Genomic DNA, 24745 nt, shown 5'->3' with positions numbered 1-24745 from the left:
GGTCGGCCATTTATAAGTGGGTGACTGGTGTCGCGGTCGGCCATTTATAAGTGGGTGACTGGTGTCGCGGTCGGCCATTTATAAGTGGGTGACTGGTGTCGCGGTCGGCCATTTATAAGTGGGTGACTGGTGTCGCTGTCGGCCATTTATAAGTGGGTGACTGGTGTCGCTGTCGGCCATTTATAAGTGAGTGGCTGGTGTCGCTGTCGGCCATTTATAAGTGGGTGACTGGTGTCGCTGTCGGCTGTGTATGCGTCCTCGACGTGTCCGTGGTGACGACCTCCGAACCCCCGTTCGCTCGGTTATCAATAGTGGACCGTCGATCGACGGTGAACGCTTCTAACCTACAACCTGTCCACACTACGGGGAACTAGAGCAGCCGATCGAGTATCTGTTCCGTATCCGAATAGTTCAGAGGAGTATTGTGACTGCCGGTTCGGTTTCTCCGGTACCGAGTAGGCGACGGACCCGGATCAATCACTCTCGTTTTCGTTCGAGACGGGTTGTTCGGTCGCGTCCTCGCCCCCAGAGCGCCGCGCTACTCGTCCGAAAGCAACGCCCGTGAGGAGTTCGTCACGACGAGCAGACTCGACAGGCCCATCGCGACCGCGGCGAACAGCGGGTTGAGGAGGCCGGTGACGGCGAGCGGGATGGCGATCGCGTTGTAACAGAACGCCCAAGCGATGTTCCCCTTGACACGCCGGCCGGCCGCCCGCGAGAGGGCGAACACGGTCTCGACGGAGTTGAGATCGTCGTCGACGATCGCCACGTCGGCGGCGTCGGCCGCCATCGCGGTCCCGCCGCCGAGCGCGACGCCGAGGTCTGCAGCTGCGAGCGCGGGTGCGTCGTTCGTTCCGTCCCCGACCATCACCGTCCGGCCGCGTCCTTTTAAGCGTTCGACGGTCTCGGCTTTCCCCTCCGGCGGCACGCCCGCGAACACCCGCGAGACCGCGTCGTGCTCGGCGAACACCGTCGCGGCGCGTTCGTCGTCACCAGTGAGGACGACGACCTCGACACCCGAACCGGCGAGCGACGAGAGCGTCTCCTCCCACCCGTCCCGCAGCTCGTCGCCGACGACGACGAGCCCCGCTGCCGCACCGTCGCGGCCGACCGCGACCGGTACGCGTCCCACATCCCGGGCGGCTGCGACGGACTCGCGGAGCCGATCCGGCACCGTCCACCCGCGCTCGTCGAACAGATCGGGGTGGCCGACGACGACCTCGACCCCGTCGACCGTCCCCGACACGCCGCGGGCGTGGCTCTCGAACGATGCGACCGGGAGAGTCGTGTCGCCGGCTCCGGCGTCGGTAGCGTCGGCACCCGCGCCGCCCTCGGCGTCGGGATCGTCGACATCCGCGGTTCCGTCCTCGGCGTTCACGGCACCGGGGTCGGACGACGCGACGCTGCCGCCGTCGGCCACCATTCCGTCGTCGGTCGTTCCCGACTGCGCCGCGGCGATCGCCCGCCCGACCGGGTGCGCCGAGCGCGATTCGAGCGCGGCCGCGAGCGCGAGCAGGTCGTCGTCGACGTCGCGTTCGAGGAGGCGCATCTCCCCCGTGGTGAGCGTCCCGGTCTTGTCGAAAACGACGGTGTCGGCGTCACGGATCCGCTCGAAGACGGTATCGTCGAACACCACGATCGAGCGCTCCAGGGCGTCCCGGATACCGGCGGCGACCGCCAGCGGGGTCGCGAGCCCGAGGGCACACGGGCACGAGACGATGAGCACCGTGAGCGCGACAAGCATCGCGGTCGAGAACCCGTTGCCGAGCGCGAGGTTAGCGACGGCGACGAGGACGGCCATCGTCAACACGAGCGGGACGAACACGGTCGCGAGCCGGTCGGCGAGCTGCTGAACGCCGTGGTTCCCGCTTTGGAGGTCCCAGACGAGCTCGGCGACGCGGTCGAGGCTGGACGTCGCTTCCGGCCCGACGGCGATCGTGAGCGAGCCGTCGGCGACGACCGAGCCGCCGACGACCGTGTCGCCCGGCTCCTTTCGGACCGGCAGCGACTCGCCGGTGACGACCGACTCGTCTACGGCGGCGGGACCGTCAAGCGCTTCGCCGTCGACCGGGACGCGCTCGCCCGCGCGGACGAGTACGCGATCGCTCGGTTCGAGGTCATCGATGGCGACCGTTTCGGTCGATTCGCCCGTGGCTGGTTCCGTTTCGGGTGTCTCGGTCTCCGCCTCGACGACGCGTCGGGCAGTGTCGACCTGGACCGCCGTGAGGTCGGAGAGCAGCTCGGTCGCCCGCCGTTTGATTGACGTCTCGTAGTGGTTACCGACGGTGACGATCACGATGATCGCGACGGTGACATCGTAGTAGATCGAGGGGTCATCGACCAGCGCGACCGCCAGCGTGCTGTAGAGGTACGCGCTAACGGCGGCGATCGCGACGAGCAGATCCATGTTCGGCGATCGCGTTCGGGCGCTCACGTACGCGCCCCTGAGGATCGGTTTGCCGGTGACCAGCAGGACGATAGTCGTGAGCACCCCGATGATGATGAAGAAATACGTCCCGGAGGTCGACGCCATCGCCTCGTTGATGAACTCCAGCGTCCGCTCGTCGTAGAAGGGGAACGCGAAGTACGTCGGGTAGATCAGCACGATGTACTGGAGCATGACGGCCATCCCGACGAGCACGCCGACGGCGAGCCGCGCGGTAGCCATGTTGTCCGCCTGTCGCCGCGAGAACGCATCGTCGCGGGAGTACGCGCTGTAGCCGAGCCCGCTCACTGCCTCCGCGATGTCGTCCGTCGAGACGGAGTTAGGGTCGTGGTCGACCCTCACCGTGTCCGTGACGTAGCTGGCGCTCGCCGCGCTCACCCCGTCGGTCCGGGTCGCGACCGTCTCGATGAACGCCTCACACGTCGCACAGTGCATCCCGTCCACTTCGAGGAACGTCGCCTCGTGGTCGGCGGGGACGTCGGGGGAGTCGTCGATGTCGGTTCGATCACCGCCTCCCGACCTCTCGTCCCGCCGCGCCGCGATCGCCTCGGCACCCACGTCGACGTCGCCGAGCGCGTCGTAGACGCCGCGACAGCCGCTACAACAGAACCGGTTCCCCTCGTCGTCGACGACATTGACCCCCTCGGTCGGGAGGTCACACAGCGTGCAGTCGGGGACGGGGTGGTCGTCGGACGCGCCGTTCTCGCTCATCGGTCAGTGCCCTCCGTGGTCGTGTCCGGCGGCCTCGTGGCCGACGAGCTCCCCGGCGTCGAGCGGGTTCCAGAACGGCAGTTCGGGGTGGGGGACGTGGACGCCGACCGCCATCAGGCCGTGCGCGAACAGGACGTAGCCGAGCACGAGGAACGCGACCCCGAGCAGCCGGTGGACCCGGCGGCGGTGGACGGCGTCGACCCGCTCGATCAGCGTTCCGTACAGGAACACCGCCGGCATCGTCCCGACGCCGAGTGCCGCCAGTGCGGTCCCCCCACTGACGGCGGACCCGCTCGCGAACGCGTACAGGTACGCCGGGTAGAGGATCGGACACGGGAGCAGTCCGTGGACCGCGCCGAGCCCGACGATCCCCGGTCCGTTCGCGAGCCGGTCGACGTGGCCCGTCAGCCAGCCGGTGATCCGTTGAAGCCCGGGAAGGTGGACGCCGCCGGTCGCGCCGCCGAGGACGTACCGGACGCCGACCGCCATCACCGCCGCGCCGACGAGGAGGCCGGTGAGCCCGCGGACCGTCGCGGCGGCGTCCGTGAGCGTCGCCGCCGTGACGAGCACGACGCCGCCGACCGCCCCCAGCGCCGCCCCGATAAGCGCGTAGCTCGCGGTTCGGCCGAGGTTGAACAGGGCGTGTTGGCGCACCTCGTAGGTCGTGAGGTGGCCACCGCGTCCGCGATCGGTCGTACCCGCCGCCCCTGCCGAACTCGACCCTGCCGAACCCGCTCTCTCCGTCGCGTTCGTCCCGCCATCGGTCCGGCTCCCGGCCGTCGACCCGCCGTCCATTCGGGCGGCGTACGTCGTCACGAGGGGACCACACATCCCGATACAGTGGGCTCCGCCGAGCAGCCCGATGGCGAGAAACAGGAGGACGTCCGCGCCGAGCAGGGTAGATGGGTCCATCGCGTGTGTCACCGCGGGTTAGGGCCGAGCGTGCTAATGGGTTTCGTCGAGAACGGTCCCACGTCCGAACGGACGCGGATCATCGATCGTTCAGCTCTCGGACCGTGAGCACGGAGAGAACGGCCAGCAGCGCCGCCTCCACGAGCTTCGAGGCGAACGCCAGCGAGTCGTCGAGGAGGTGGACGGCGATCAGTCGGAGAGGCCCCAGATCGGAGTGGCCGCCGTGTGCGGGCCGCCCCGGCCAGAACGCGCCGTGGTCGAGCACCGTGTGCCACGCGGCGTAGCCGCCGAGGAACACGACCATCAGGGCGATCCCGCCGACGTACACGGGAAGCGGATCGAACCCCTGGAGGACGAGCAGGACACCCATGAGCATCGCCATCGTCGCGAGCAGGAACGCCGCGGGCCGGGGGTCATGGAGGATCCCGAACCGGAGCTGCTGGGTCGCGACCGGCAGCGCCCAGTACAGGTGGATCCCGGCGACGACGGCGGCGAGGAGGCCCGCGACCCGTCGCAGCGAACGGTCGGACGCGACTCCCCGACCGGCGGTCATCTCACTCACCCTCCACGAACACGGTCGCGTACATCCCGCCAAACTCGTGGGGGATACAGACGTAGTCGTAGCGGCCCGGCACCTCGAACGTGTGGCTGAAGCGGTCCCCGTTCTCGAGCCGGCCGCCGAAGTCGTCGTGCCACGCGTCGCGAGCCGTCCGCTCGTCGTCGAAGCCGCCGGAGGCGAAATACGCAGCCTCGTCCGGGATCCCCCCTTCATACGCGGTGACGGTGTGGTTCCGTGTGCTGGTGTTCTCCCAGACGACGGTGTCGCCGACCGACACCGTGAGCTCGTCCGGGACGAAGCCGTCGGCGGTCATCCCGACGTCGTATCCCTCGTCGAGACAGCCGGCCAGCGCGGCGGAGGCACCCACCGTCGCGCCGCCGCCGACACGCGCGAGGAACCGTCTCCGATACATGTACGACGGTAGGAGCGTCAATCGTTTGAATATCGCGATCAGGCCCGGGAGGCGGGAATCGCCGCCGGCCACAACGACCGACCGTCACCGGCCACAACGACCGACCGTCACTACCGTCCGTTCCCCCACGCAGCTGTTCGGCACCCTATGCGCCGAATACGCTACCCGTCGGTTCCGTGTTCGTCGACGAGCGCGCCGACAACCCGACGCTGGGCCGCAGCGAGGTGTTCGGCGAACGTCGACCGGGCGATCCCCACCGCATCGGCGACCTCGTCGGCGCTGGCCTCGCGCGGGTACGCGAAGTACCCCATTCGCCGAGCCGTCCGCAACACCTCCCGCTGGCGGTCCGTCAACCGCTCGCGGTCGATCACGATGGGGTCGGCACGGCGGGCGCTTCCGGACCGGGTGAGCCGATCGAGAGTGACCCTCGCGCCCGCCGACTCCAGCGCCTCAACGACGTCCCCGAGCGGGTCGACCGACGGGAGATGAATGGAGAGCTGGAGCTGGTCCGGATTCGTCCGAACCGTCGCGTCCGTCACGGGATAGCCGAGCGCCTCGACCGCCCGATACGGACAGTTCCCCTGCGTGGCGACCCGACGGCGGTACACGTACCGACCGTCGGCCGCGAACACTGGCTCCGCGGGGATCGGTCGGTCGGTGCGGAACTGTTCGACCGTGACACCGTCGAGCGCCGTCACCCGGACGTCGCTGGCGACCGCACCGTCGGGGAGGATATCGACGACCGGACACCCCGGCGGGTCGTGTGCGACGAGCCGCGCGCGGAGACCCGGTTCCGTGGAGCCACCGGAAGCCGCCGTGTCGGTCCGTTCCGTCGGCACACGGTCATCGTTCGATCCGGGCGGGAGGAAGCCGTCCGTCGCTCGACTCGACTGCGGGGTGGCCTCTGACGTTTCCGACGAGGTGGCGTCGGGGGGATCCGACGTACCGGACATGTCTCACGGTCCGTGTTCGACGAATAAAACATCGGAGCCGAACGAGTTCGTCCGGGAACGGTCTCGGCACGTCGTATATAAAGTCCCGTCGTGCGACGGCGATGATACTCACGGCTGGGCGCGTACGTGTGAAACGATGACAGAGCGATCGCTCGGGGACACGTCGGTCGGTATCGTCGGGGGCGGCGTCGGGGGACTCGCCGCCGCCGCGTATCTCGCGGACGCCGGCGCGTCGGTGACCCTCTACGAGCGCGAGAGCCAAGTCGGCGGGGTCGCGGGCCGGATCGAGCGCGAGGGGTTCCGCTTCGACACCGGCCCCTCCTGGTACCTTCTGCCCGAGGTGTTCGAGCGGTTCTTCGGGGAGTTCGGCCACGAGCCCGAGGAGTTCTACGACTTGGAGCGGCTCGACCCGCACTACCGCGTGTTCTGGGACGACGGAGACCGCGCCGACGTGCCCGCGAACCCGGAGGCGGCCGCCCGGCTGTTCGAGTCGTACGAGGACGGGGCGGGGGCGGCGTTCCGCGACTACCTCGCGGACGCGGAGGCGGCCTACGAGGCCGGGATGGAGCGGGTCGTACTGCCCGGCCGCTCGCGCCTCCGCGACTACCTCTCGACCGAGGTCGTCCGCGCCGGCCGCGAGCTGGCGCTGTTCGAGAGCCTCGACGAGCGCGTCGGCGAGTACGTCGACCATCCGAAGCTCCGACAGCTGCTCGAGTACACGCTGGTGTTCCTTGGAGGATCCCCGTACGACACGCCGGCGCTCTACCAGCTCATGAGCCACGTCGACTACGGACTCGGCGTCTACTACCCGATCGGTGGGATGTACGAGGTCGTCGACGCGGTCGCGTCGGTCGCGCGCGAGCGCGGCGCGGACGTCCACACGAACGTCGAGGTCACCGGCCTCGAGCCGGTTCCCGACGGCGTCGCGGTCGACCTCGGCGGCGACCGATACGTCCACGACCGTGTCGTCTGTAACGTCCCGCCGGAGTACGTGGAGCGGGAGCTGCTCCCGCCGGGGACGGTCCGCCGTTTGGGCGACTACTGGGGTCGGCGGACGTACGGCCCCTCGGCGTACCTGTTGTATCTCGGCGTCGAGGGGCGGTTGCCGGAGCTCGCCCATCACACGCTCGCGTTGCCGACCGACTGGAGCTCGCAGTTCGAGGCGATCTTCGAGGACCCCCGATGGCCGGCGGACCCGACCGTGTACGTCAACGTCCCCTCGCGGACGGACCCGTCGGTCGCGCCGTCGGGCCACGAGACCGTCGTGATCCTCGTACCGCTCGCGCCCGGCCTCGACGACACGCCCGATCGACGGGCCGCGTTCCGCGATCACGTGCTGGAGGCGGTTACCTCGTACACTGGCGTCGACCTGTCCGATCGGATCGTCTTCGAGGAGTCGGCGTGCGTCTCCGAGTTCGCGCGACGATTCAACCGGCCGGGCGGGAGCGCGCTCGGGCTCGCCCACACGCTCACCCAGACCGGTCCGCTTCGGCCGGGCCCCCGAGTACGGGGGGTCGATCGGCTGTACTACGTCGGCGGCGGGACGAATCCGGGGATCGGCGTCCCGATGTGTCTGTTGAGCGGGGAGCACTGCGCGGACGCTCTCGCCGAGGACGCCGCCGGCGGGCTGTCCGCTCGACTCCCGTTCGTGGGGCGGACCTGAGACGTGAGAAACGGCCAGGATAGCGTGCGGTATGTGACACCACCACAAGACCTTTTACGCCGAGGTCCTGTCCCGAAACTGGGACAAATAAGCGCCGAGATCCGGGGGATCCATACTCGTTAGGTTGAGGGACTTAATCAACAAAGCACCTACCTGTGGGTGTCGCATGATAGAAACAGCAGCAGCGGACTTGGCCGTAGCAGCACAGGGGGTCCCCCTCGAGGTAACTCAAACGGACATATACAACTACCTGCAAAGCGACGAGGGGATGCTACTGAACCTCTCGCTGTGGGTTAACATCGCCCTCGCGGGGCTTTCGATCCTCCTGTTCGTGTTCATGGGACGTAACGTGGAGGACCCGCGCTCGCAACTGATCTTCGTGGCGACGCTGATGGTCCCGCTGGTGTCCATCTCCAGCTACACGGGGCTCGCGTCCGGGCTCACGATGAGCGTGCTCGAGATGCCAGCCGGACACGCGGCAGCCGGTGCAACGACGCCGGTCGCCGGCGGGACGGACGGCGTCCTCACGATGTGGGGTCGCTACCTCACGTGGGCGCTGTCGACGCCGATGATCCTGCTCGCGCTCGGCCTGCTCGCAGGATCTAACACCACCAAGATCTTCACGGCCATCGTGGCCGACATCGGGATGTGTGTCACGGGCCTCGCGGCCGCGCTGACCACGTCCTCCCACGCGCTTCGCTGGTTCTGGTACTTCATCAGCTGCGCGTTCTTCGCCGTCGTGCTGTACATCCTGCTCGTCGAGTGGGCGGCCGACGCTGAAGTCGCCGGCACTGCGGAGATCTTCAACACGCTGAAGATCCTCACCGTCGTGATGTGGCTCGGTTACCCGATCTTCTGGGCGCTCGGTGCCGAGGGGATCGCGGTGCTCGACGTCGCCATCACGTCCTGGGCCTACAGTGGCCTCGACATCATCGCGAAGTACATCTTCGCGTTCCTCCTGCTCCGCTGGGTCGTCGACAACGAGTCCACCATCGCGGGCATGGCGTCCGGCCTCGGTGCCGCTAGCGGCGGCGGCGCGGCCCCGGCCGACGACTGACGACCGAGCGTAGCGGTACCACCGTTCGGACGGTTTCGCAGCACGGTGCGGTGCGGTGTAGTGCGATGCGATGCGGCGCACTGCGGTTCGGTTCACGCGTCCCGCTGGCGGCCCGACGTGGGGTTGGCCGTCAGCGGCTTTCTTGCGGTTCTCGCCCGGCTAGCGGCAGCGCTGTCGGACAGCGTTTCCGTGTGCGACACCGTGAGGCGGCGACGACCGACGAAAACACGGGCACGAGCGGATCCGCGATACCGGGCAACGAGCCAGCGAGGACTGACGAAGACGGAAACAAGCGCGACCACGACGAACGGTATCAGGAGCCCGTCCTACGGGAACCCGTGTCGTCGGGTCCCGTTCGGTGTTAGAAACCGCTTCGGGCGCTGTGTGTCACTTGCCCCAGAACGGGTCACGCTTCCGTCGCGTGTCGAGGTAGCCGGCGAGCGCCTCGCGCTCGTCGGCGGTGATCTCCTCTTTGAGCTCCTGTTCGAGGATCTTCGCGTGTTTCTCCGGGACCTCCGTCCAGAGGGTGTCGCCCTCCTCGATGTCGCGGCCGACCGTGGGCCCGTCGATGGCGATGCTCACGCGCTCGCCCGACCGCGCCTCGTCGACGTCGTCGCCCTGCTTTTGGATCCCCGAGAGGCTCCCGACGCGGTGGAACTCGTTCCCCTCGAAGTAGCCGACCGAGCGGTTGTTCTGAAGCGTCCCCGCGATGACCTCGACGCCGACGACGGCGGGGTCGTTCTGGCGGAACGTGTGGTCGGGGAGGAGACGGAACCGAGCCGGCCGAACCACCTTGTCGAGCACCGTCTCCTGTTGGGCGCGCTGCTTCTCCTCGACGTACGTCTCGTAGTCCTCGATCAGCTGGTAGATGACGTCGTTGGTGAACAGTTTCACGTCGGCGCTTTCGAGCTCGTCCTCCGCGTTCGCAAGCACGTCGACGTTGAATCCGAGCAGCGCCTTGTGCTCGTCCTGGTTCGCCGTCTCCGCGATGGCGATGTCACGGGGCGCGATGTCGCCGACCTCCGCGCGCATGATCGGCACCTCGGCCTCCCGGAGCGCGTTCGCCATCGCCTCCAGCGAGCCGAGCGTGTCCGCCTTGACGACGACGCCGTCCTCGGCGGTGTCCACCTCGATCTCCGCGAGCTCGGCTTTCACCTCCTCGATCACGTCCTGGAGCGGTCGGTCGCGGACGACCCGGACGGGCGCGCCCGCCATCGCGTCGTCGAGGTCGGGCGCGGCGATCTTCACCCCGGCGGCAGCGCCGACCTCCGCCACTTTCTCGAACTGTTTCTCCGTACGGATCTCGGCAAGCGGACGCGGCTGTAACAGCGCGCGGACCTCGGTGACGATCGGCTCGTCCTGTCCCCCTACGACGATCGTGTCGCCGTTGCGGATCACGCCGTCGTACACGACCGTGTCTACGGTCGCGCCGAAGCCGCGTTCGTCTTTGACTTCGAGCACCGTCCCCTCGCCGGGGCCGTGCACGTCGATCGCCATCTCCTCTTTCATGAACCGCTGTGAAAGTCCCATGAGCACCGCGAGGAGGTCCGGTATCCCCTCCGCGGTGATCGCCGAGACGGGGACGACCCCGATGTTCTTCTGGAAGTCCTGGACGCGCCAGTAGAGGTCGGCGGAGAACCCCGCGTCGGACAGCTGGCCGATGATCTCGTAGAGGTTTTCGTTGAGCATCGATTCCGCGCGCTCGGATTGGGCCTCGAGGCTGCGCTGGATCGGCTCGCCCTCCTGAGGGTTCCATCCCGGCGTCGTGTCGATCTTGTTCGCGGCGACGACGAACGGGGTCCCCGTCCGTCTGAGGATGTCGATCGCCTCCTCCGTCTGTGGCTGAAACCCGTCGTTGACGTCGACGACGAGCACGGCGATGTCGGCGAGCGCGCCGCCACGAGCGCGCAGCGTCGAGAAGGAGTGGTGCCCGGGAGTGTCGATGAACAGTAGGCCGGGGAGATCGAAGTCATCGGGGTTCACCAGCTCGCCAGCCATCGACGATATCGTCGAGAGGGGGATGTCGGTCGCGCCGATGTGTTGGGTGATCGCGCCGGCTTCCGCTTCGCTGACGGCGGAACCGCGGATCTCGTCGAGCAGGCTCGTCTTTCCGTGGTCGACGTGGCCTAACACGGCGACGATCGGCGTCCGAAGGGTGTCCGGTTGAGTGTCGTCAGTCATGAGAATCGCCCCGAGAAGGTTGTTGTGTTCCGTTCGGTCGGGCCGTCAGTTAAGCCTTTCAGGACGCGGCCGAGCGCGTCCGTCAGCCGTCGGACGCGCCGTGGCGTTTAATATCGTCGCCCGGGACGGGACGCATATGGCAAACATCCTCGCGGAGAACCTCTCCGGGAAGGCGGTAATGGGATCGGACGGGACGGAGCTCGGCGACCTGTACAACATCACGATGGACCTGAAATCGGGCGAACTCCGTCATCTGCTCGTCAGTCCGCACGAGCACCTCAACGTCGAGCTGGTGTCGTTCGACGTCGACAGCGCGGGACGGCTGCAAGTCCCGGTCGGGAACGTCCAGGCGGTGAAAGACTACATCGTCGTCGGCCGCTGATGCAAGTTCTCGATACGTCGGCGTTCATCCACGAGTACACGACCGACGAGTCGGTGGTGTCGGTTCCGGAGGTCCACGACGAGCTCGACGGGGAGACCGCGCTCCGGTTCGACGCGATGGAGGGGTCGGGGATGACGATCCATGTCCCGGCCCCCGAAGCGGTGACGAACGTCGAGCGCGCCGCGCGGGGCTCCGGCGACCTCGCGGAGCTGTCGGGGACGGACGTCCGGCTGATCGCGACCGCGTTAGAGCTCCACGCCACGCTCGTCACCGACGACTACGCGATGCAGAACGTCGCGGAGCGGCTCGACCTCGCGGTCGAAGCGATCGCCCGCGAGGGGATCACGGAGGAGCGCGAGTGGCGGTTCCAGTGTGTCGGCTGTAGCCGAACGTTCGACGAGAACCGGGAGCGATGTCCGGTCTGCGGCAGCGACCTGACGAGAAAGAACCCGGCGTAGCGGGATCGGCCCGGGTGCGGACCGCTCGCACACCATCGACCGATTCAACACCGACGACGACGAGTCGTCGGTATGAACCCGCTCGCGGAGCTCCCGCCGGACGTGCTGGTGGAGGGTCGCCGTGACGCCCTCCCGATCGACGCCGCCGCGACCCTCGCGACACATCCGCTTGAGGGTGTCGAGACGGAGTATCCACACTACGTCGGGTCCGTGGAGTCACCGGAGGGGCCGCTACGACCCGCCGCCCGACACCCGGTGTTTTACGGCTGTTTCGACTGGCATTCGGCGGTCCACGGCCACTGGGCGCTCGTCCGCGGGCTCCGGCTGTTCCCGGACCACCCGGACGAGGCCGCGATCGTCGAGTGCATCGATCGGCGGCTGACCGACCGGAACGTCGCCGAGGAGGTCGCGTACTTCGAGTCGAACCCCTCCTTCGAGGAGCCGTACGGGTGGTCGTGGCTGCTCCGGCTCGCCGCCGAGCTCCACCTGTGGGACGACCCACGGGCCGACGCGTGGCGGGAGACCCTCCGGCCGCTGGAGGCGTGGATCCGCGACGCGACCAGGGAATCGTTGCTCGACATCGAGCGCCCGCAGCGCGTCGGGACGCACGGGAACACCGCGTTCGCGCTCGCGGGCGTTCTCGATTACGCGCGGACGGTCGGGGACGACGACCTCGCGACGGGGACGGCGGCGACCGTCCGACGGCTGTACACCGACGACACGGCCACGGTCACGGGCGCGGAACCGATCGGGTGGGACTTCGTCTCCCCGGCGCTGACGGAGGCGGATCTCCTCCGTCGCGTGCTCGCCCCCGACGCGTTCGCTCGATGGCTCGACGGGTTCCTCCCCGATCTCTCTGCCCAGCCCCACGACTCACTGCTGGAGCCGGTCGGCGCGGAGCCCGACGAGGGAGACGGGATGGCGATGCACCTCGTCGGCCTCGACCTCTCCAGGGCGTGGTGTCTGGCGGGGGTCGCGGAGTCGCTGCGGGCAGCGCGCGATGCGACCCCCGACGGCGACGCCCCGTCAGTTGCCGAGCGACTCGTCGACCCGCTATCGACCGCGGCTCGCGAGCACGTCGGGGCGGCTGCCGGCCACACGTTCACCGACGAGTACGCCGGATCGCACTGGCTGTCGTCGTTCGCGCTGTACCTGCTCACCCGCAACGAGGGCGGGATCGCGCCGTCCGCGTGAGAACGCGAGAGGAGGGACGCGCTCCACGCGTCGGTCGGCTTCGCGCCGGGTCACGGCGTCGAGCCCGCTCACTCCGCCGGGTCCCTCCCGGCGTCGGTTTCCGTGTCCTCGCCCGATATCGCCTCGGTCAGGGCGGCGTGCTCGACCCCCGGGAGTCGGGTACGGAGCCGGCTGGCGACGCGGCGTGCTTCCTCGAGCTCGACCTCGGCGACCGCCCTGACGAGCGCGGCAGCTCGCTCGGCGCGGGCGCGTCGCCAGCTCTCCTCGCGCGCGCCGTACGTTCGGATGGCGCGCATGAAGTCCACCTCGGAGAACTCCGGCCAGTAGGGGGTACAGAAGTAGACGGCCGCCTCGTTACCGTTGGCGTGCCACGGGAGGAAGTTCGAGGTGCGCTCGTCGCCACCGGTTCTGACGATGAGATCGACGTCGCGGATCGGCCGGTCGTACAGTCGCTCTTCAACCGTTTCAACGTCCACGGAGGCGGCGTCGATCTCGCCGGCGGCGGCCTCTCGAGCGATGTCCCGGGCCGCGTCGAGCAAGGCGGTCCGGCCGCCGTACGCGAGCGCGACGTTGAGCGTAAAACGGTCGTTATCGGCAGTTCGGCGCTCGGCGTACGCGACCGCCTCTCGGACCCGATCCGGGAGGCGCTCCACATCGCCGATAGCACGGACGTGGACGCCTCGCTCGTGGACTCGATCGGCGTCGGCGAACTCGCGGAGCTTCGTTTCGAGGAGGGCGAACAGCGGTTCCAGCTCCTCGTCCGGGCGGGCGAAGTTCTCCGTCGAGAACGCGTACAGCGTCAGCTCCTCGACACCGAGGTCCGCACACCAGTCGAGGAGTCGCTCGGTCGTGTCGGCACCGGCCCGATGGCCCTGCGGCGCGTCGTCACCCTGTTCGCGGGCGTACCGACGGTTGCCGTCCTGAATGACGGCGACGTGGGTTGGGACCTCGTCGACCCGCCGGTGGAGGTGTCGGAGGTATGCGCGCTCGATCGCGCCGCGGAACGGGGAGAGCACGGTCGTCGGGACGGGACGAACGGGTATGTAGTTTGTCGTTGTTGCTGTCATGTTCGTCGCATGGGCGGCCGAGGGCCGGGAGAACGGTTATCGCCCCGCCGGGAGAGCGTCCGGGTATGGACGCCGCGTACGTGTTCACGGTCACGTTCGAGCTCGGGCCCACGTCGAAACCGGACGATCCGGCCCCGCCGCGCGTCGAGCCGAACCGATTCGAGACGACGGTCGAGCTCCCCGCCGCGGTCCCCGGCGACCCGGGGTGGAAGCTGTTCCGCGACCGCCTCTGGCGCGGCGAGGTCGGTGACGATCCGTCGTTCCGTCGGTTCCTCGCCGACCGGCTCGGCGTCGACGTCGTCGCCGTCTCCTTCCGCGAGCTCCGGACCGACGAGGCCTACCTGTCGGCGCTCCGGTCGGCGGTCCGCGAGGACCTGGCGGCGTTCAACGCCGCCGACGTCGACGAGGCCCTTCACAAGTACCTCGGGTCGTCGATCCACGTCCGGGAACGAGAGTAGTGGCGACGAGGACAGCCGGCGGCGGACGCGAGCGACGGCCGGCGGCGGACGCGAGTGATAGGGACGAGATCACCACCGGTGGGAGCGGTCGCGACGGCGATGACTCGATCGCGACGGCGACCACCTCGCTGCCACCGCAACGCACTTGTCGGGACCGCGCCTACGAACGCGCCCATGGTCGTCGCCGACTACGAGTTTCACCTGTTCGACCTCGACGGGACCCTCGTCGACGCGGAGTGGGCGTACACCCGCGAGGTGTTCGATCGGGTCGGCGAGCGACTCGATCGGCGATTCTCCGACCGGGAGGCGTACGTCCTCTGGCACGGGCTCGGGGGTGCGCGCGCGGGGACCCTTCGAGGACTCGGCGTCGACCCCGACCGCTTCTGGCCCGCGTTTCACGACGTTGAGGACCCGATCGCCCGCGCGGAGGCGACGTACCTCCACGACGACGCCGCCCGGCTACTCGACCGGCTCGACGCCGCAGGGCAGCCGACCGGGCTCGTCACGCACTGTCAGGCGTTCTTGGCGGAGCCCGTGCTCGATCGACTCGACCTGACGGACCGCTTCGACGCGGTCGTCTGTTGTACCGACGACACGGGCTGGAAGCCGAACCCGGAGCCGCTGGAGGTCGCGATGGACGCGATGGGCGTCGACGCCCGAGGGCGAGGCTACTACGCCGGCGATGGCGAGAGCGACGTGGGCGCAGCCTGGAACGCCGGGCTGGACGCGATCCACGTGGAACGGATCGGTCACGAGGATCGCGGACGCTGTATCCGTGGCGACCGACGGGTGGCCGCGCTCGACGAGCTCGTCGACGCGCGATAGGTCGGGCGTCTGACCGCCCACCGGGGCGGGAGTGTCGCGGGCGGAATCAGGGCCTGGAGGACGAACGGATCAGTTGCTGCCGAATATCCGATCGAGCAGCACGCGCTGGATGAAGCCGGACTGCCGCTCGTCCGGGGGCTGGACCATCACGGCGGTACAGTCGACGCTATCGACGAGCCGGTCGCCGGGACGCCCGAACACGGCACCGCGCAGTCCGCGCCGTTCGGTCGTGGTGACGAGCAGGTCGGCCGACTCCGCGAACCGCGAGAGCCCCTCGACCCGGTCGTCAGTCTCCAGGATCCGCGAGTCCGCGGTCACCGTGAGTATCCGTCGGAGCTCGTCGTGATACTCCTGAACGACGGCACGACGCTCCTCGGAAACGTCTTCCGGGACGGTCTGAAGCAGTGTCAGCGTCGCGCCCGTCTCCTCGGCGATCGCGTCGGCGACGAGCAGCTTCACCGGGTCGTACGTCCCGCTGTTCGTCGCTACGGCGATCTCGTCGGCCCCGTCGAAGCCGCGGTCCTCGACGAGCAACACGCCACACGGCGCGTTCTTCAGGACGTGTTCGTTGAGCCCTTCGCCGTACAGCTCGTGCAGCTCCTCGACCCGACGTTCGAGCACGATGAACTCCTCCTCCTCGAAGGAGGCGTACTCCACGATCGCGGGACCGACGTCCTCGGTCTTGATTTCACGGAAGTCGACGCTCGACAATGCGTTTCCGGATCCCGCGTCGTCGGACACCTGTTGGACCCCGCCATCGGGGCGTTCGTCGGTGTTCGAACCGATTGGTAAGGTAGTCGCGTTCGTCGCCCACTCGGGTGGATCGACCCGCGTCGACGTAGTGTCACCGGCGGTGAACGCCCGGTGGGGCACCCGTTTGAACGTTCCAACCGTGACCTCCCCTTTGCGGAGACTGGAGAGGTCCATCCCGATACGGAGCATATCGACGCTCGTCTCCGGCGAGGTGTCGTCGGTCACCGCGACCAGCGTGTCGTACCGTTGCTGTTCGCCGAACAGCTCTCTCGTCCGCTCGAGTGCGGCCTCGCTGACGTTCTGTCGGACGCCGGTCCGGGCCGCGCCCTCGCGGTCCGTGCGCGGTCGGACGTAGAGATAGAAGTACACGACTGAGACCGCGGTGATAAACGCCGCGCCCGCGAACGGGACGAGTCCCACCTGCGTGAGGACGAGAAAACCGCTCGCCATTCCGAAGATCTGCATCCAGGGGTACAGCGGCGACGTGAAGACGGGGTCGTAGTCGTCGACCGCGCCCTCGCGGAACCCGACAAGCGCGAGGTTCACGAGGATGAAGACGAGGATCTGGAACGCGCTCCCGAACTTCGCCACCTGGTCGATCGGGAGGAAGACGATCATCAGGACGATGATCCCACCGGACAGCGAGATGGAGAGGACGGGGGTGTTAAACCGGTCGCTGACGCGCTCGAACGCCGGCGGCGCGAGGCCGTCACGCGCCATCGCGAACGGGAACCGGGACGCCGACAGCAGCCCGGCGTTCGCGGTCGACGCCAGCGCCAGCAGTGCGGCGGCGACGACCGCCGCGGTACCGATCGTTCCGAGCGCCTGCTCCGCAGCGAGCCCCATGATCGGCCCCTCGCCGTCCGACTGGAGCTGACCGGCCTCGATCGCGGCCGGGATGTCGACGATGCCGATCGCGACGTAGACGACCGCGACGTACAGCGCGGTGGTGAGCACGAGCGACCCGATCATCGCTCGCGGGATCGTCTTCCCGGGGTCTTTCACCTCCTCGGCGACCGCCGCGATCTTGATCACGCCCGCGTAGGAGATGAACACGAGCGCGGTCGCCGCGAGCAGTCCGCTACTCCCGAAGTTCAACGCGCCCGCGGTCTGTTCGGGGACGATATCGGGGACGCCGCCGACGATGAAGTAACCGAGCACGACGATCATCACCCCGACGATCACGAACTGGAGGCTGCCGGCGCTTTTCGTGCTCACGATGTTGATGAGGGTGAAGAAGATCGCGAGGGTCACCGCGAGCGGGAGGATGTACTCCGCGATCCCGGGAGCGACGAACACGAGATACGGGACGCCCCCGACGAGCGCCAACGCACCCTTAAACGAAAGCATGAACCAGTTCCCGACCCCGGCGATAGTGCCCAAAAGCGGTCCCATTCCGCGTTCGACGTAGACGTAGGAGCCGCCGTCTTCCGGCATGGCCGTGGCCATCTCGGAGGCGCTGAACGCGGCGGGAAGTATCAGTATCCCGGCTAAGAGAAAGGCCAGAACGACCGCCGGCCCGTCGACGGTGACGAACGCCACGCCAGGGAGGATGAACACGCCCGATCCAACCATCGCACCGATGGCGATCGCCATCGTGGAGAACAACCCGAGATCACGTTTGAGTCCTGTTGGCACGTAGGGTCACGTCGAAGTGTTCGACGTAGTTTTGTAATGTGTACGCACTACTTAACGAACTCCCTTACTGGTTAGATCGACGGGTTTAATATTGTGCTATAGTTGGGTTTCTCTACAATACTCTTAGAAGCCATACGGTGGCCAAGCCGTTCTAAAACCGGTGTCGTCGAGACGGCCACCTCGCTGAGCGAGAATCGGTCCGCCCGGGGCGTCCCTCTCGCTCCGAAGGAACCCGACTGGTCAGGAAGACGGCGGCTCAGTCGTGGGGATGAACGCGTTTGATAGCCTTCTCAACGTCGTCCTCGTCGCCGAGGATCGTGACCCGGTCGCCCGCCTCTAACACCGTGTCGCCGTGGGGGACGAACGTCTCGCCGTCGCGGTCGACGACGGCGATGAGGACGCCCTGCGGGATCTCCGAGCCCATCTGCTGGACCGTCTGCCCGGCGAACGTCTCGGAGGTGACTGTCACTTCCTGTGCGTCGTGACCGTCGCCGAGCTGGTTCATCCAGTGGGCGAGCGAGGGACGTTCGATCTCGTTGTCGATCGACCACGCCATCGCCGAGGAGACGTCGATAGCCCTGACGTCCAAGGCGTCGAACGCCGGAACGTTGTCGGGGTCGTTCACCCGAGCGATCACCGTCTCGACGTCGAACTTGTTCTTCGCGAGCTGGGAGACGAGGAGGTTCGTGTCGTCGTTGGCGGTCGCCGCAACGACGAGCTTCGCGTTCTCCGCGCCGTGTTCCGACAGCGTTGCCGTCTCCGTTCCGTCACCCGTCGTCGCACGGAACCCGTCGGATTGTAACGTCTCGACGACCGCCGGGTCCCGGTCGAGGATCGTCACGTTCTCGCCGCGTTTCGTCAGTCGTGTGGCGAGGGTCCGACCGACTCGGCCCCCGCCGATGATGAGTGTCTTCATCGGTTGGACGTCGAAGAGTTCCGCGATCTGTCTGGCCAGCCCCGCCTGCAGGACCACCGTGACGAAGATGACGAGGAACACCGCCCCCACCAGCGTCTGCGCCTCGGCGGTCGCGCCCGTCTGTTGTAAGTCGATCGCGAACAGCGTGGCGACCGACGCCGGGATGATCCCCCGTGGGCCGACGAAACTGAGGAAGTACCGCTCGTTCCGCGTGAACACCGACTCCCGTGCAGAGAGGAACATCACGAGCGGCCGGATCACGAGCGTCACCGCGATGACGACGGCGATCCCGCCGAGACCGAGGCCGAGCAGCGCCTCGAAGTCGATGAGCGCCGCCAGCGAGATGAACACGAACGAGAGCGCCACGAGCGTGAGATCCCGCCCGAACTTCACGACCTCCTCGCGGTGCGGGAGGTCGACGTTCCCGAGGGCGACGCCGGTAGCGGCCGCGGCGGCGACACCGGTTTCCGGGGCGACGGACTCGGCGAGCCCGTACGAGACGAACGCGCCGCCGAGCGTGACGAGCCGCACGGTCCGTTCCGCGTCCGCGCCCGGGGCGTCGAGCCGGACGAGCACCACGTAGACGACCGCCGCGACGACCATCCCGACGCCGAGCCCGGCGACGAGCCGCGAGAGGAACCCGGACAGCACGCCCGCGGTGTCGCCGGTCCCGACGACGAGCGTCTCGAACACGACGATCGCGAGGATCGCGGCCGTCACGTCGTTGATGATACCCTCCGCCTCCAGCGTCGAAGCGACGTGTTCGCGGACGTCGATCACCTGCAGGATCGGCGTGATGACGGTCGGGCCCGTCGCGATGAGCAGCGCGCCGATCAGGAACGCGAGTCCCCAGTTGTCGGTGAGGAAGAACTGCACCGCGAGCGCCGTCCCGAAGAACATGATCGCCGCGCCGACGGTCACGACCCGAAGGATCGACTTCGGTGCCTCGGCGAGCCGTTCGCGTGTGAGATCAAACCCGCCGTCGAAGACGATGATCGCCACGGAGAGCCCGACGACGGTGCCGAGACCGTCGCCAAACGTTTCGAGGCCGATATACCCGAGCCCTTCCGGTCCCAGCAGAACGCCGACGAGGATCAGGAAGAGAACGCTCGGGATCCGAAGCCGTGACGAGACGACCTGTAGCGCGATCCCGATCCCGAGGATCGCGGCGATGATCGGGAGTGTCGCACTCACTGTACACGACTATTTACCACGAACGCTTATAAGGGATCCTCAATACGCGTTAGGCTCGGTGCCGAAGAGGGCGCGCCGTCGGCGTCACCCGAGAGAACTAAGCCGGTGAGTGTTCGAGTGTACGTATGTCGCTTCTGGGACGGTACCTCGACTGGTTCCGCGAGCAGAGCTCGCAGGTACAGATCGGGTCGACGGTCCTGCTTTTCGCCGTACTCTTCGTGTTCGGCGTCTACACCGCCGGGATCGGACCGGGACTGCTCATCGTCATCGTGATGATCGACCACTGGTACCGGGGCTGACCACGGGCTAGAGCCACCCACAGACGCGGATCACTCCGTGTCGGCGGCGTCCGCACCGCGCTCGGCGATCCGCCGTGCAACCTCGCTCAACCCGCCGGTGTGAGGGAGGGGTTCGTCGTCGTCGGTGTCGGGCGTGTCGTCGGTATCGGGCGTGTCGTCGGTGGCAGCGGCAGTGTCTGGGTGACCCGCGTCCCCGGCGGTACCGACGAGATCCACATCGCCGCCGGCAGTGTCGGAACGGGAGGTCTCGTCGTCGGAACTGCCGGCGTGTTCCACGTCGCTCGGGTCCGCATCCGGCGGGTACGAGCGCTCTGCCGGCGGGACGAACGCCGTTTCCACCTCCCGAACCGTCTCCCGGACCGCCGGTTCCTCGAGTCGGTCAGCGTACGCCTCGCGGATCAGGTCGGGCACCGCGTAGGCGTACTGCCCCCGACCGGCGTGGCGGAGCAGGCCGGCCTTTCGGATCGGCCGATGCCGGCTGTACGCGTGCTCCGTGTCGCCGTCGCCGCCGGCGTCGATATGTGCAGCGACCGGGTCGCTGACGCCCTCGCGTCGGTAGTGTCTGAGCATCCCCCGCGAGAGCGCTGGGAGCGACTCGATCCGGGCGCGAAGCTCCTCGATGACGGCCTCGCGGGTCCCCAGCTGGACCGCGTCGTCGAACCGGAGCGCACCCTCGGCGACATCGGCCCGCGTCACGGGGTCGACATCGTCGGACGAGTCGGTGTTGACGTCGTCGGACGAGTCGGCGTCGTTCGGGTTGGCGTCGTTGGACTGCCCGCGGTTCTCCGGGGGATCGGCATCGTTCGACGACGGGCCGGCCACGTCCTCGGGGTCGGAGTCGCTTCGGTCGCCGCCGCTCCCGTTCTCAGCTCCCGGGACCGACTCCGTCGCCGCGACCGCGGCGTCGTAGTCGGCGAGACCGGCCTGTTCGCGACGCTTCGCCGACGCGACCGAGCGACCGTCACCGCCGCGATAGGGGGCTTCGGCCTTCCCCAACAGCGCCTGTGCGAACTGGTCCGCCATGTCGCTCAGGTCCCGCGCCTCCTCGAGTTCGCGTTCGAGCTGACGGATTCGCTGGTCCTTTTTTTCCAGCTCCTGTCTGAGGTCGGCGAGCTCGGACTCGCGACGGGCTTTCTCGTCGGAGATCGACTGGAGTTCGCCGACGAGGTCGCTGGAGACCGACTTGAGCTCCGGGCGCTCGAAGTCGTCGAGGCCGGGGGTCGCGCCGGCGTCGAACGTCTCCTTGCGGTGGAACTGGATCCGGCGGATCGACTCGTCCCAGTCGGTCATGAGGAATGCCTCGCCGTCGCCGAGGTCCTCGACCGCACTGGCGTACTTCGACCCGAGGATCCGGCCGACGACTTTCGTGTCGTTGTCCCACGTGAGCCGGTGCCAGCAGAGCCAGTCACACTGAGTGATGAAATCCTTTTTCACGTCGGCCGGCCGCTGGCTGATGCCGACGATCCCGAGGCCGTGTTTCCGGCCGCGTTTTCCCACCTTGATCAGCATCTTGCCGGTCTCGTCCATCCCGCCGCCCTCGGGGATGTACTCGTGGCACTCCTCGACGACGAGGAGAAACGGCTTTTTCAGCCGCTTTTCCTTCGCGAACAGCTGTTTGACGACTTCGAGGAGGAGCTCGTTGGCAGTACTCTCTTCCAGATAGCCCGAGACGTCGAGGATGATCGGAACGTTCTGCTCTAAGGCGAGGTTCGCGAGTTTCTCGGCGTGTTCGGGCGAGACGACGATGTCACACTCCTCGTCCGCGCCGGCGTGGAGGATCTCGTACTCCTCCTTGAGGCCATAGTACTCCCCGTCCGTGTCGACGATCATGACGGGGAACCCGTTGTCGAGGAGGTTCTCGATAACGACGCTCGCGGTGTTGCTCTTCCCCGACCCGCTTTTTCCCGTGATGAAGGATCTGCCGGTGAGCACGTCGACGACCGGGAGTTCGACCGGCGAGCCCGGATCCGCCGTCGCGTCGCCGCCGATCCCCTCGCTGACGTCCGCGACGTGGATCGTCTCCTGCTCGCTCATACACGTGACAGGAACCCCTCGCCTCATAAACCATCGGCTCGGGGACGACGATCGGACCCTGTGGAACGAAGCGGCGCGTGGCCGCCACAAGACGTATGACTCGGCGGGGAGAGAGCCGGGTCGTGAGCACCGACAACACCCTCCTCAACGCGGTTATCGGCGCGGTTGCGACGTTCGGCCTCTCGTTTACCGGGATCTCTCCGGTCCTCGGCGGTGCGCTCGCGGCGTATCTCGAAGGCGGCGAGACCGCTGACGGGCTCCGTATCGGCACGCTCTCCGGGCTGATCGCCGCCCTCCCCCTCGGACTGCTGGTCGTCGCCGGGTTCGTACTCTTCGGGTTCGCCGGCACCGGTGCCGCCATCGGTGGGATCGCCCTGCTGATCGTTGGCGTCACGCTCGTCGCCGGCTACATCGTCGCGCTGAGTGCGCTCGGCGGCGTCATCGGCATCTACTTGAACGGTGAGCTGTAGCGGGGTCGGCGTCGCAACAGCACCGGCGACCGAAGCGCTCCCGTTCACCGTCTGACGTGGTTTTTAACCCGATGAGGGCCCACGGTCGGCGTGTGAGCATCGTCGTCGCGGTGAAACCCTCCGCGCGGAAGCGCAACGCGAAGGTGGGGCGGCTCGTCTTCGAGGACGGCTCCCGCCACCCCTTCGAGAGCCGTGCGGCCGCCGAGCGCTGGGCCGCCGACCTCTCGACCGGCGACGGCCACGTGTGGGTCGCCAGCGCGCACCCCCGCGACGACGGCGACGCCGACCTCTATCTCGTCTCCCGTGCCACCAACGCCAAGCTGGAAGCAGCGTACGACAAGCGCCGCCGCCGGCTCCGCGGCGATCCGGACCCCGAACAGGAGTCGCTCGGCGGGCGACCCTAACGGTCCCGACGACCCCGGCAGTCTCGGCGACCTCGTCGGCGTCTACCGCTCGACGATCTCCTCGCGGTACCTCTCGACGGCGTCCATCACCGCCTCGCGGTCCGTCGCGTCCACGTCGAACTCCCGCAGCGCGGCGTCGAGGTGTCCCGCCACGACATCGAACTCCTCGTCGGAGATATCGAGCCCCTCGTGGGCCTCTCCCATCTCCGGACCGTCGTACTGCATGGGGCCGTCGGTAACCGCGCTCAGGAACTTGGTCTGGTGGGAGCGCTGCTCCGCCATGTCGACGTCGTCGAAGAACCCGGCGACACGGTCGTCTGCGAGGACGCGGTCGTAGAACTCGTTGACCACGGCCCCGACCGCCGGCTCGCCGCCGAGCCGTTCGTACAGCGTCGCGTCGGACATACGAGATACACCGGTGCCCGCGGTATGGTTCTTTCCCTCCGTACGTGGTCGTCACGGCAGCAGGGCACTCCTAACCCTGTCGGAGCCGCCGACCCAGCGCGACGAGTCCGCCGACGAGTGCGATCCGGACGAGGAAGCGTCGAACCGCGTCGCTCTCGGGAACGAAGAGTGGAGCGCCGAGGCGGAGATTTGAACTCCGGTGTCCGAATGGACAGTAGATTTCGAATCTACCGCCTTGGCCAGGCTAGGCTACCTCGGCTCGATTCGACGTTGACGGGTTCGGATGTTATGGGTTTCGATCGTCGGTCGGTCCGGTGGTGTGATTCCCCCGACAACGCTTTTCGGGCCGGCCGTCCTCTCGCGGGTATGGACGTCCCCGACGCCGCCGACACCTGCGCCCGCGTCATCGACGAGGTCGGCTCCGCCGTCGTCGCCGACCGCGACTTCCTCGAACGCGTCACCCTCGGGATCCTCGCTCGCGGCCACGTCCTCTTGGAGGACGTTCCCGGTACCGGAAAGACCCTCTCGGCGCGGTCGTTCGCGACCGCGCTGGGTTTGGAGTTCTCCCGGATCCAGTTCACCCCGGACCTCCTCCCCTCCGACGTCACCGGGACGAACGTGTTCGACGAGCGCGACAGCACGTTCTCCTTCTCGCCCGGCCCGATCTTCGCGAACGTCGTCCTCGCCGACGAGATCAACCGCGCACCGCCGAAGACGCAGGCCGCCCTCCTCGAGGCGATGGAGGAGGGACAGGTCACCGTCGACGGCGACACCCACGACCTCCCGAGCCCGTTCTACGTCATCGCTACCCAGAACCCCGTCGAGAGCGAGGGGGCGTTCCCGCTGCCGGAGGCCCAGCTCGACCGGTTCATGGTGAAGACCTCGCTCGGATATCCCGACGAGGCCGGCGAGGTGGAGATCCTCCGTCGGCGCGCCGGCCGCGTCGATCGGAGCCCGAGCGTCGAGCGCGTCCTCGACGCCGGCGCGGTGAGCGAGCTCCGGACCGTCCCGGAGTCCGTCCACGTCGACGACGACCTGCTCGGGTACATGGCGTCGCTGGCGCGGGCGACCCGCGAGGACCGCCGCGTCGCCGTCGGGGTTTCCCCCCGCGGCACCCAGCGGCTGTTCGAGGCCGCCCGCGCGGCCGCGGCGCTCGACGGCCGCCCGTTCGTCACTCCCGACGACGTGAAGCGGGTGGCGGAGCCGACGCTCGCGCATCGGCTGGTGTTGACACCGGACGCGACCGTCGACGACGTGGACAAGCGGGACGTGATCGCCAACGTCCTCGACCGCGTCGCCGTCCCGACGGTGGAATCGCCGGAGGCGTGAGCGGGCTCAGGCCGTATACGGGCGC

The 24745-nt window shown here is 68.0% G+C and carries 22 protein-coding genes and 1 tRNA gene; 11 read left to right on the top strand and 12 right to left on the bottom strand.

The annotated features are described in order from the left end of the window. Positions 1–538 precede the first annotated feature (538 nt). From ACZ5TV_RS09940 to ACZ5TV_RS09920, 5 genes are all read right to left on the bottom strand, one after another. Positions 539–3157 carry a heavy metal translocating P-type ATPase gene (locus ACZ5TV_RS09940; RefSeq protein WP_464383789.1) on the bottom strand — a complete coding sequence of 873 codons (2619 nt, stop codon included), beginning with the start codon at positions 3155–3157 and terminating at the stop codon, positions 539–541. 3 nt (positions 3158–3160) lie between these two features. Further along, the gene (locus tag ACZ5TV_RS09935; RefSeq protein ID WP_464383788.1) at positions 3161–4069 is read right to left on the bottom strand and encodes a sulfite exporter TauE/SafE family protein; all 909 of its coding nucleotides are present in this window, start codon (positions 4067–4069) and stop codon (positions 3161–3163) included. A gap of 79 nt (positions 4070–4148) precedes the next feature. Then, entirely contained in the window at positions 4149–4622 is a 474-nt protein-coding gene (locus tag ACZ5TV_RS09930) for a hypothetical protein (RefSeq protein ID WP_379783154.1), read from the bottom strand. A 1-nt stretch (position 4623) separates the two neighbouring features. Continuing rightward, a complete protein-coding gene (locus ACZ5TV_RS09925) occupies positions 4624–5040 on the bottom strand; it encodes a cupredoxin domain-containing protein (protein WP_379783156.1) in 417 nt (138 codons plus the stop codon). A gap of 161 nt (positions 5041–5201) precedes the next feature. Then, the gene (locus ACZ5TV_RS09920; protein ID WP_379783158.1) at positions 5202–5993 is read right to left on the bottom strand and encodes a helix-turn-helix domain-containing protein; all 792 of its coding nucleotides are present in this window, start codon (positions 5991–5993) and stop codon (positions 5202–5204) included. Positions 5994–6129: 136 nt separating this feature from the next. Between ACZ5TV_RS09920 and ACZ5TV_RS09915 the strand changes: the two genes are divergently transcribed. Then, entirely contained in the window at positions 6130–7656 is a 1527-nt protein-coding gene (locus tag ACZ5TV_RS09915; protein WP_464383787.1) for a phytoene desaturase family protein, read from the top strand. 268 nt (positions 7657–7924) lie between these two features. Further along, on the top strand, positions 7925–8713 hold the full coding sequence (locus tag ACZ5TV_RS09910; RefSeq protein ID WP_379781681.1) for a bacteriorhodopsin: 789 nt from the start codon (positions 7925–7927) through the stop codon (positions 8711–8713). Between the two features lie 387 nt (positions 8714–9100). On the opposite strand, the gene infB is transcribed toward ACZ5TV_RS09910, so the two are convergent. After that, the gene (infB, locus tag ACZ5TV_RS09905; RefSeq protein WP_379781673.1) at positions 9101–10894 is read right to left on the bottom strand and encodes a translation initiation factor IF-2; all 1794 of its coding nucleotides are present in this window, start codon (positions 10892–10894) and stop codon (positions 9101–9103) included. Between the two features lie 136 nt (positions 10895–11030). Between infB and ACZ5TV_RS09900 the strand changes: the two genes are divergently transcribed. The 3 genes from ACZ5TV_RS09900 to ACZ5TV_RS09890 all read left to right on the top strand — a co-directional run bounded on the left by ACZ5TV_RS09900 (position 11031) and on the right by ACZ5TV_RS09890 (position 12928). After that, positions 11031–11276: a PRC-barrel domain-containing protein gene (locus ACZ5TV_RS09900; protein WP_379781675.1), complete on the top strand. Its 246-nt coding sequence runs from the start codon at positions 11031–11033 to the stop codon at positions 11274–11276. After that, positions 11276–11734, top strand: a complete 459-nt coding sequence (locus tag ACZ5TV_RS09895) for an NOB1 family endonuclease (protein WP_379781677.1) — start codon at positions 11276–11278, stop codon at positions 11732–11734. Before ACZ5TV_RS09900 ends, ACZ5TV_RS09895 begins: the two co-directional genes overlap by 1 nt. 72 nt (positions 11735–11806) lie before the next feature. Then, positions 11807–12928, top strand: coding sequence for a DUF2891 domain-containing protein (locus ACZ5TV_RS09890; RefSeq protein ID WP_464383786.1), 1122 nt, complete (start codon positions 11807–11809; stop codon positions 12926–12928). 68 nt (positions 12929–12996) lie between these two features. Here ACZ5TV_RS09890 and uppS read toward each other — a convergent pair whose 3' ends face one another. Beyond that, positions 12997–13944 carry a polyprenyl diphosphate synthase gene (gene uppS / locus ACZ5TV_RS09885; protein ID WP_464383785.1) on the bottom strand — a complete coding sequence of 316 codons (948 nt, stop codon included), beginning with the start codon at positions 13942–13944 and terminating at the stop codon, positions 12997–12999. A 116-nt stretch (positions 13945–14060) separates the two neighbouring features. On the opposite strand from uppS, the gene lwrS reads away from it, so the two are divergent. After that, positions 14061–14453, top strand: a complete 393-nt coding sequence (gene lwrS / locus ACZ5TV_RS09880; RefSeq protein WP_379782771.1) for an LWR-salt protein — start codon at positions 14061–14063, stop codon at positions 14451–14453. 174 nt (positions 14454–14627) lie between these two features. Then, positions 14628–15278 carry an HAD family hydrolase gene (locus ACZ5TV_RS09875; RefSeq protein WP_379782769.1) on the top strand — a complete coding sequence of 217 codons (651 nt, stop codon included), beginning with the start codon at positions 14628–14630 and terminating at the stop codon, positions 15276–15278. A gap of 69 nt (positions 15279–15347) precedes the next feature. Here the strand turns inward: ACZ5TV_RS09875 and ACZ5TV_RS09870 are convergent, their stop codons facing one another. Continuing rightward, entirely contained in the window at positions 15348–17627 is a 2280-nt protein-coding gene (locus ACZ5TV_RS09870; RefSeq protein ID WP_464383784.1) for an amino acid permease, read from the bottom strand. A gap of 298 nt (positions 17628–17925) precedes the next feature. Next, complete coding sequence (locus tag ACZ5TV_RS09865; RefSeq protein ID WP_464383783.1) at positions 17926–19779, bottom strand: cation:proton antiporter domain-containing protein; 1854 nt, start codon at positions 19777–19779, stop codon at positions 17926–17928. 125 nt (positions 19780–19904) lie between these two features. Between ACZ5TV_RS09865 and ACZ5TV_RS09860 the strand changes: the two genes are divergently transcribed. Then, positions 19905–20078: a hypothetical protein gene (locus tag ACZ5TV_RS09860; protein ID WP_379782780.1), complete on the top strand. Its 174-nt coding sequence runs from the start codon at positions 19905–19907 to the stop codon at positions 20076–20078. A gap of 30 nt (positions 20079–20108) precedes the next feature. On the opposite strand, the gene ACZ5TV_RS09855 is transcribed toward ACZ5TV_RS09860, so the two are convergent. Continuing rightward, on the bottom strand, positions 20109–22112 hold the full coding sequence (locus tag ACZ5TV_RS09855) for a helicase HerA domain-containing protein (protein ID WP_379782777.1): 2004 nt from the start codon (positions 22110–22112) through the stop codon (positions 20109–20111). Positions 22113–22234: 122 nt separating this feature from the next. On the opposite strand from ACZ5TV_RS09855, the gene ACZ5TV_RS09850 reads away from it, so the two are divergent. Continuing rightward, the gene (locus tag ACZ5TV_RS09850) at positions 22235–22582 is read left to right on the top strand and encodes a DUF5518 domain-containing protein (RefSeq protein ID WP_379782775.1); all 348 of its coding nucleotides are present in this window, start codon (positions 22235–22237) and stop codon (positions 22580–22582) included. A 92-nt stretch (positions 22583–22674) separates the two neighbouring features. Further along, a complete protein-coding gene (locus ACZ5TV_RS09845; RefSeq protein WP_464383782.1) occupies positions 22675–22986 on the top strand; it encodes a DUF8081 domain-containing protein in 312 nt (103 codons plus the stop codon). A gap of 42 nt (positions 22987–23028) precedes the next feature. On the opposite strand, the gene ACZ5TV_RS09840 is transcribed toward ACZ5TV_RS09845, so the two are convergent. Continuing rightward, positions 23029–23391: a group I truncated hemoglobin gene (locus tag ACZ5TV_RS09840; RefSeq protein WP_379783619.1), complete on the bottom strand. Its 363-nt coding sequence runs from the start codon at positions 23389–23391 to the stop codon at positions 23029–23031. 174 nt (positions 23392–23565) lie between these two features. Continuing rightward, positions 23566–23650, bottom strand: a tRNA-Ser gene (locus ACZ5TV_RS09835). Positions 23651–23757: 107 nt separating this feature from the next. On the opposite strand from ACZ5TV_RS09835, the gene ACZ5TV_RS09830 reads away from it, so the two are divergent. After that, a complete protein-coding gene (locus ACZ5TV_RS09830; RefSeq protein ID WP_464383781.1) occupies positions 23758–24720 on the top strand; it encodes an AAA family ATPase in 963 nt (320 codons plus the stop codon). Positions 24721–24745: the final 25 nt, after the last annotated feature.

The sequence above is a fragment of the Halorubrum tibetense genome (assembly GCF_055396225.1).
The sequence above is the reverse complement of the archived record's forward strand: the minus strand, read 5'-3'. Positions and strand labels throughout refer to the sequence as shown.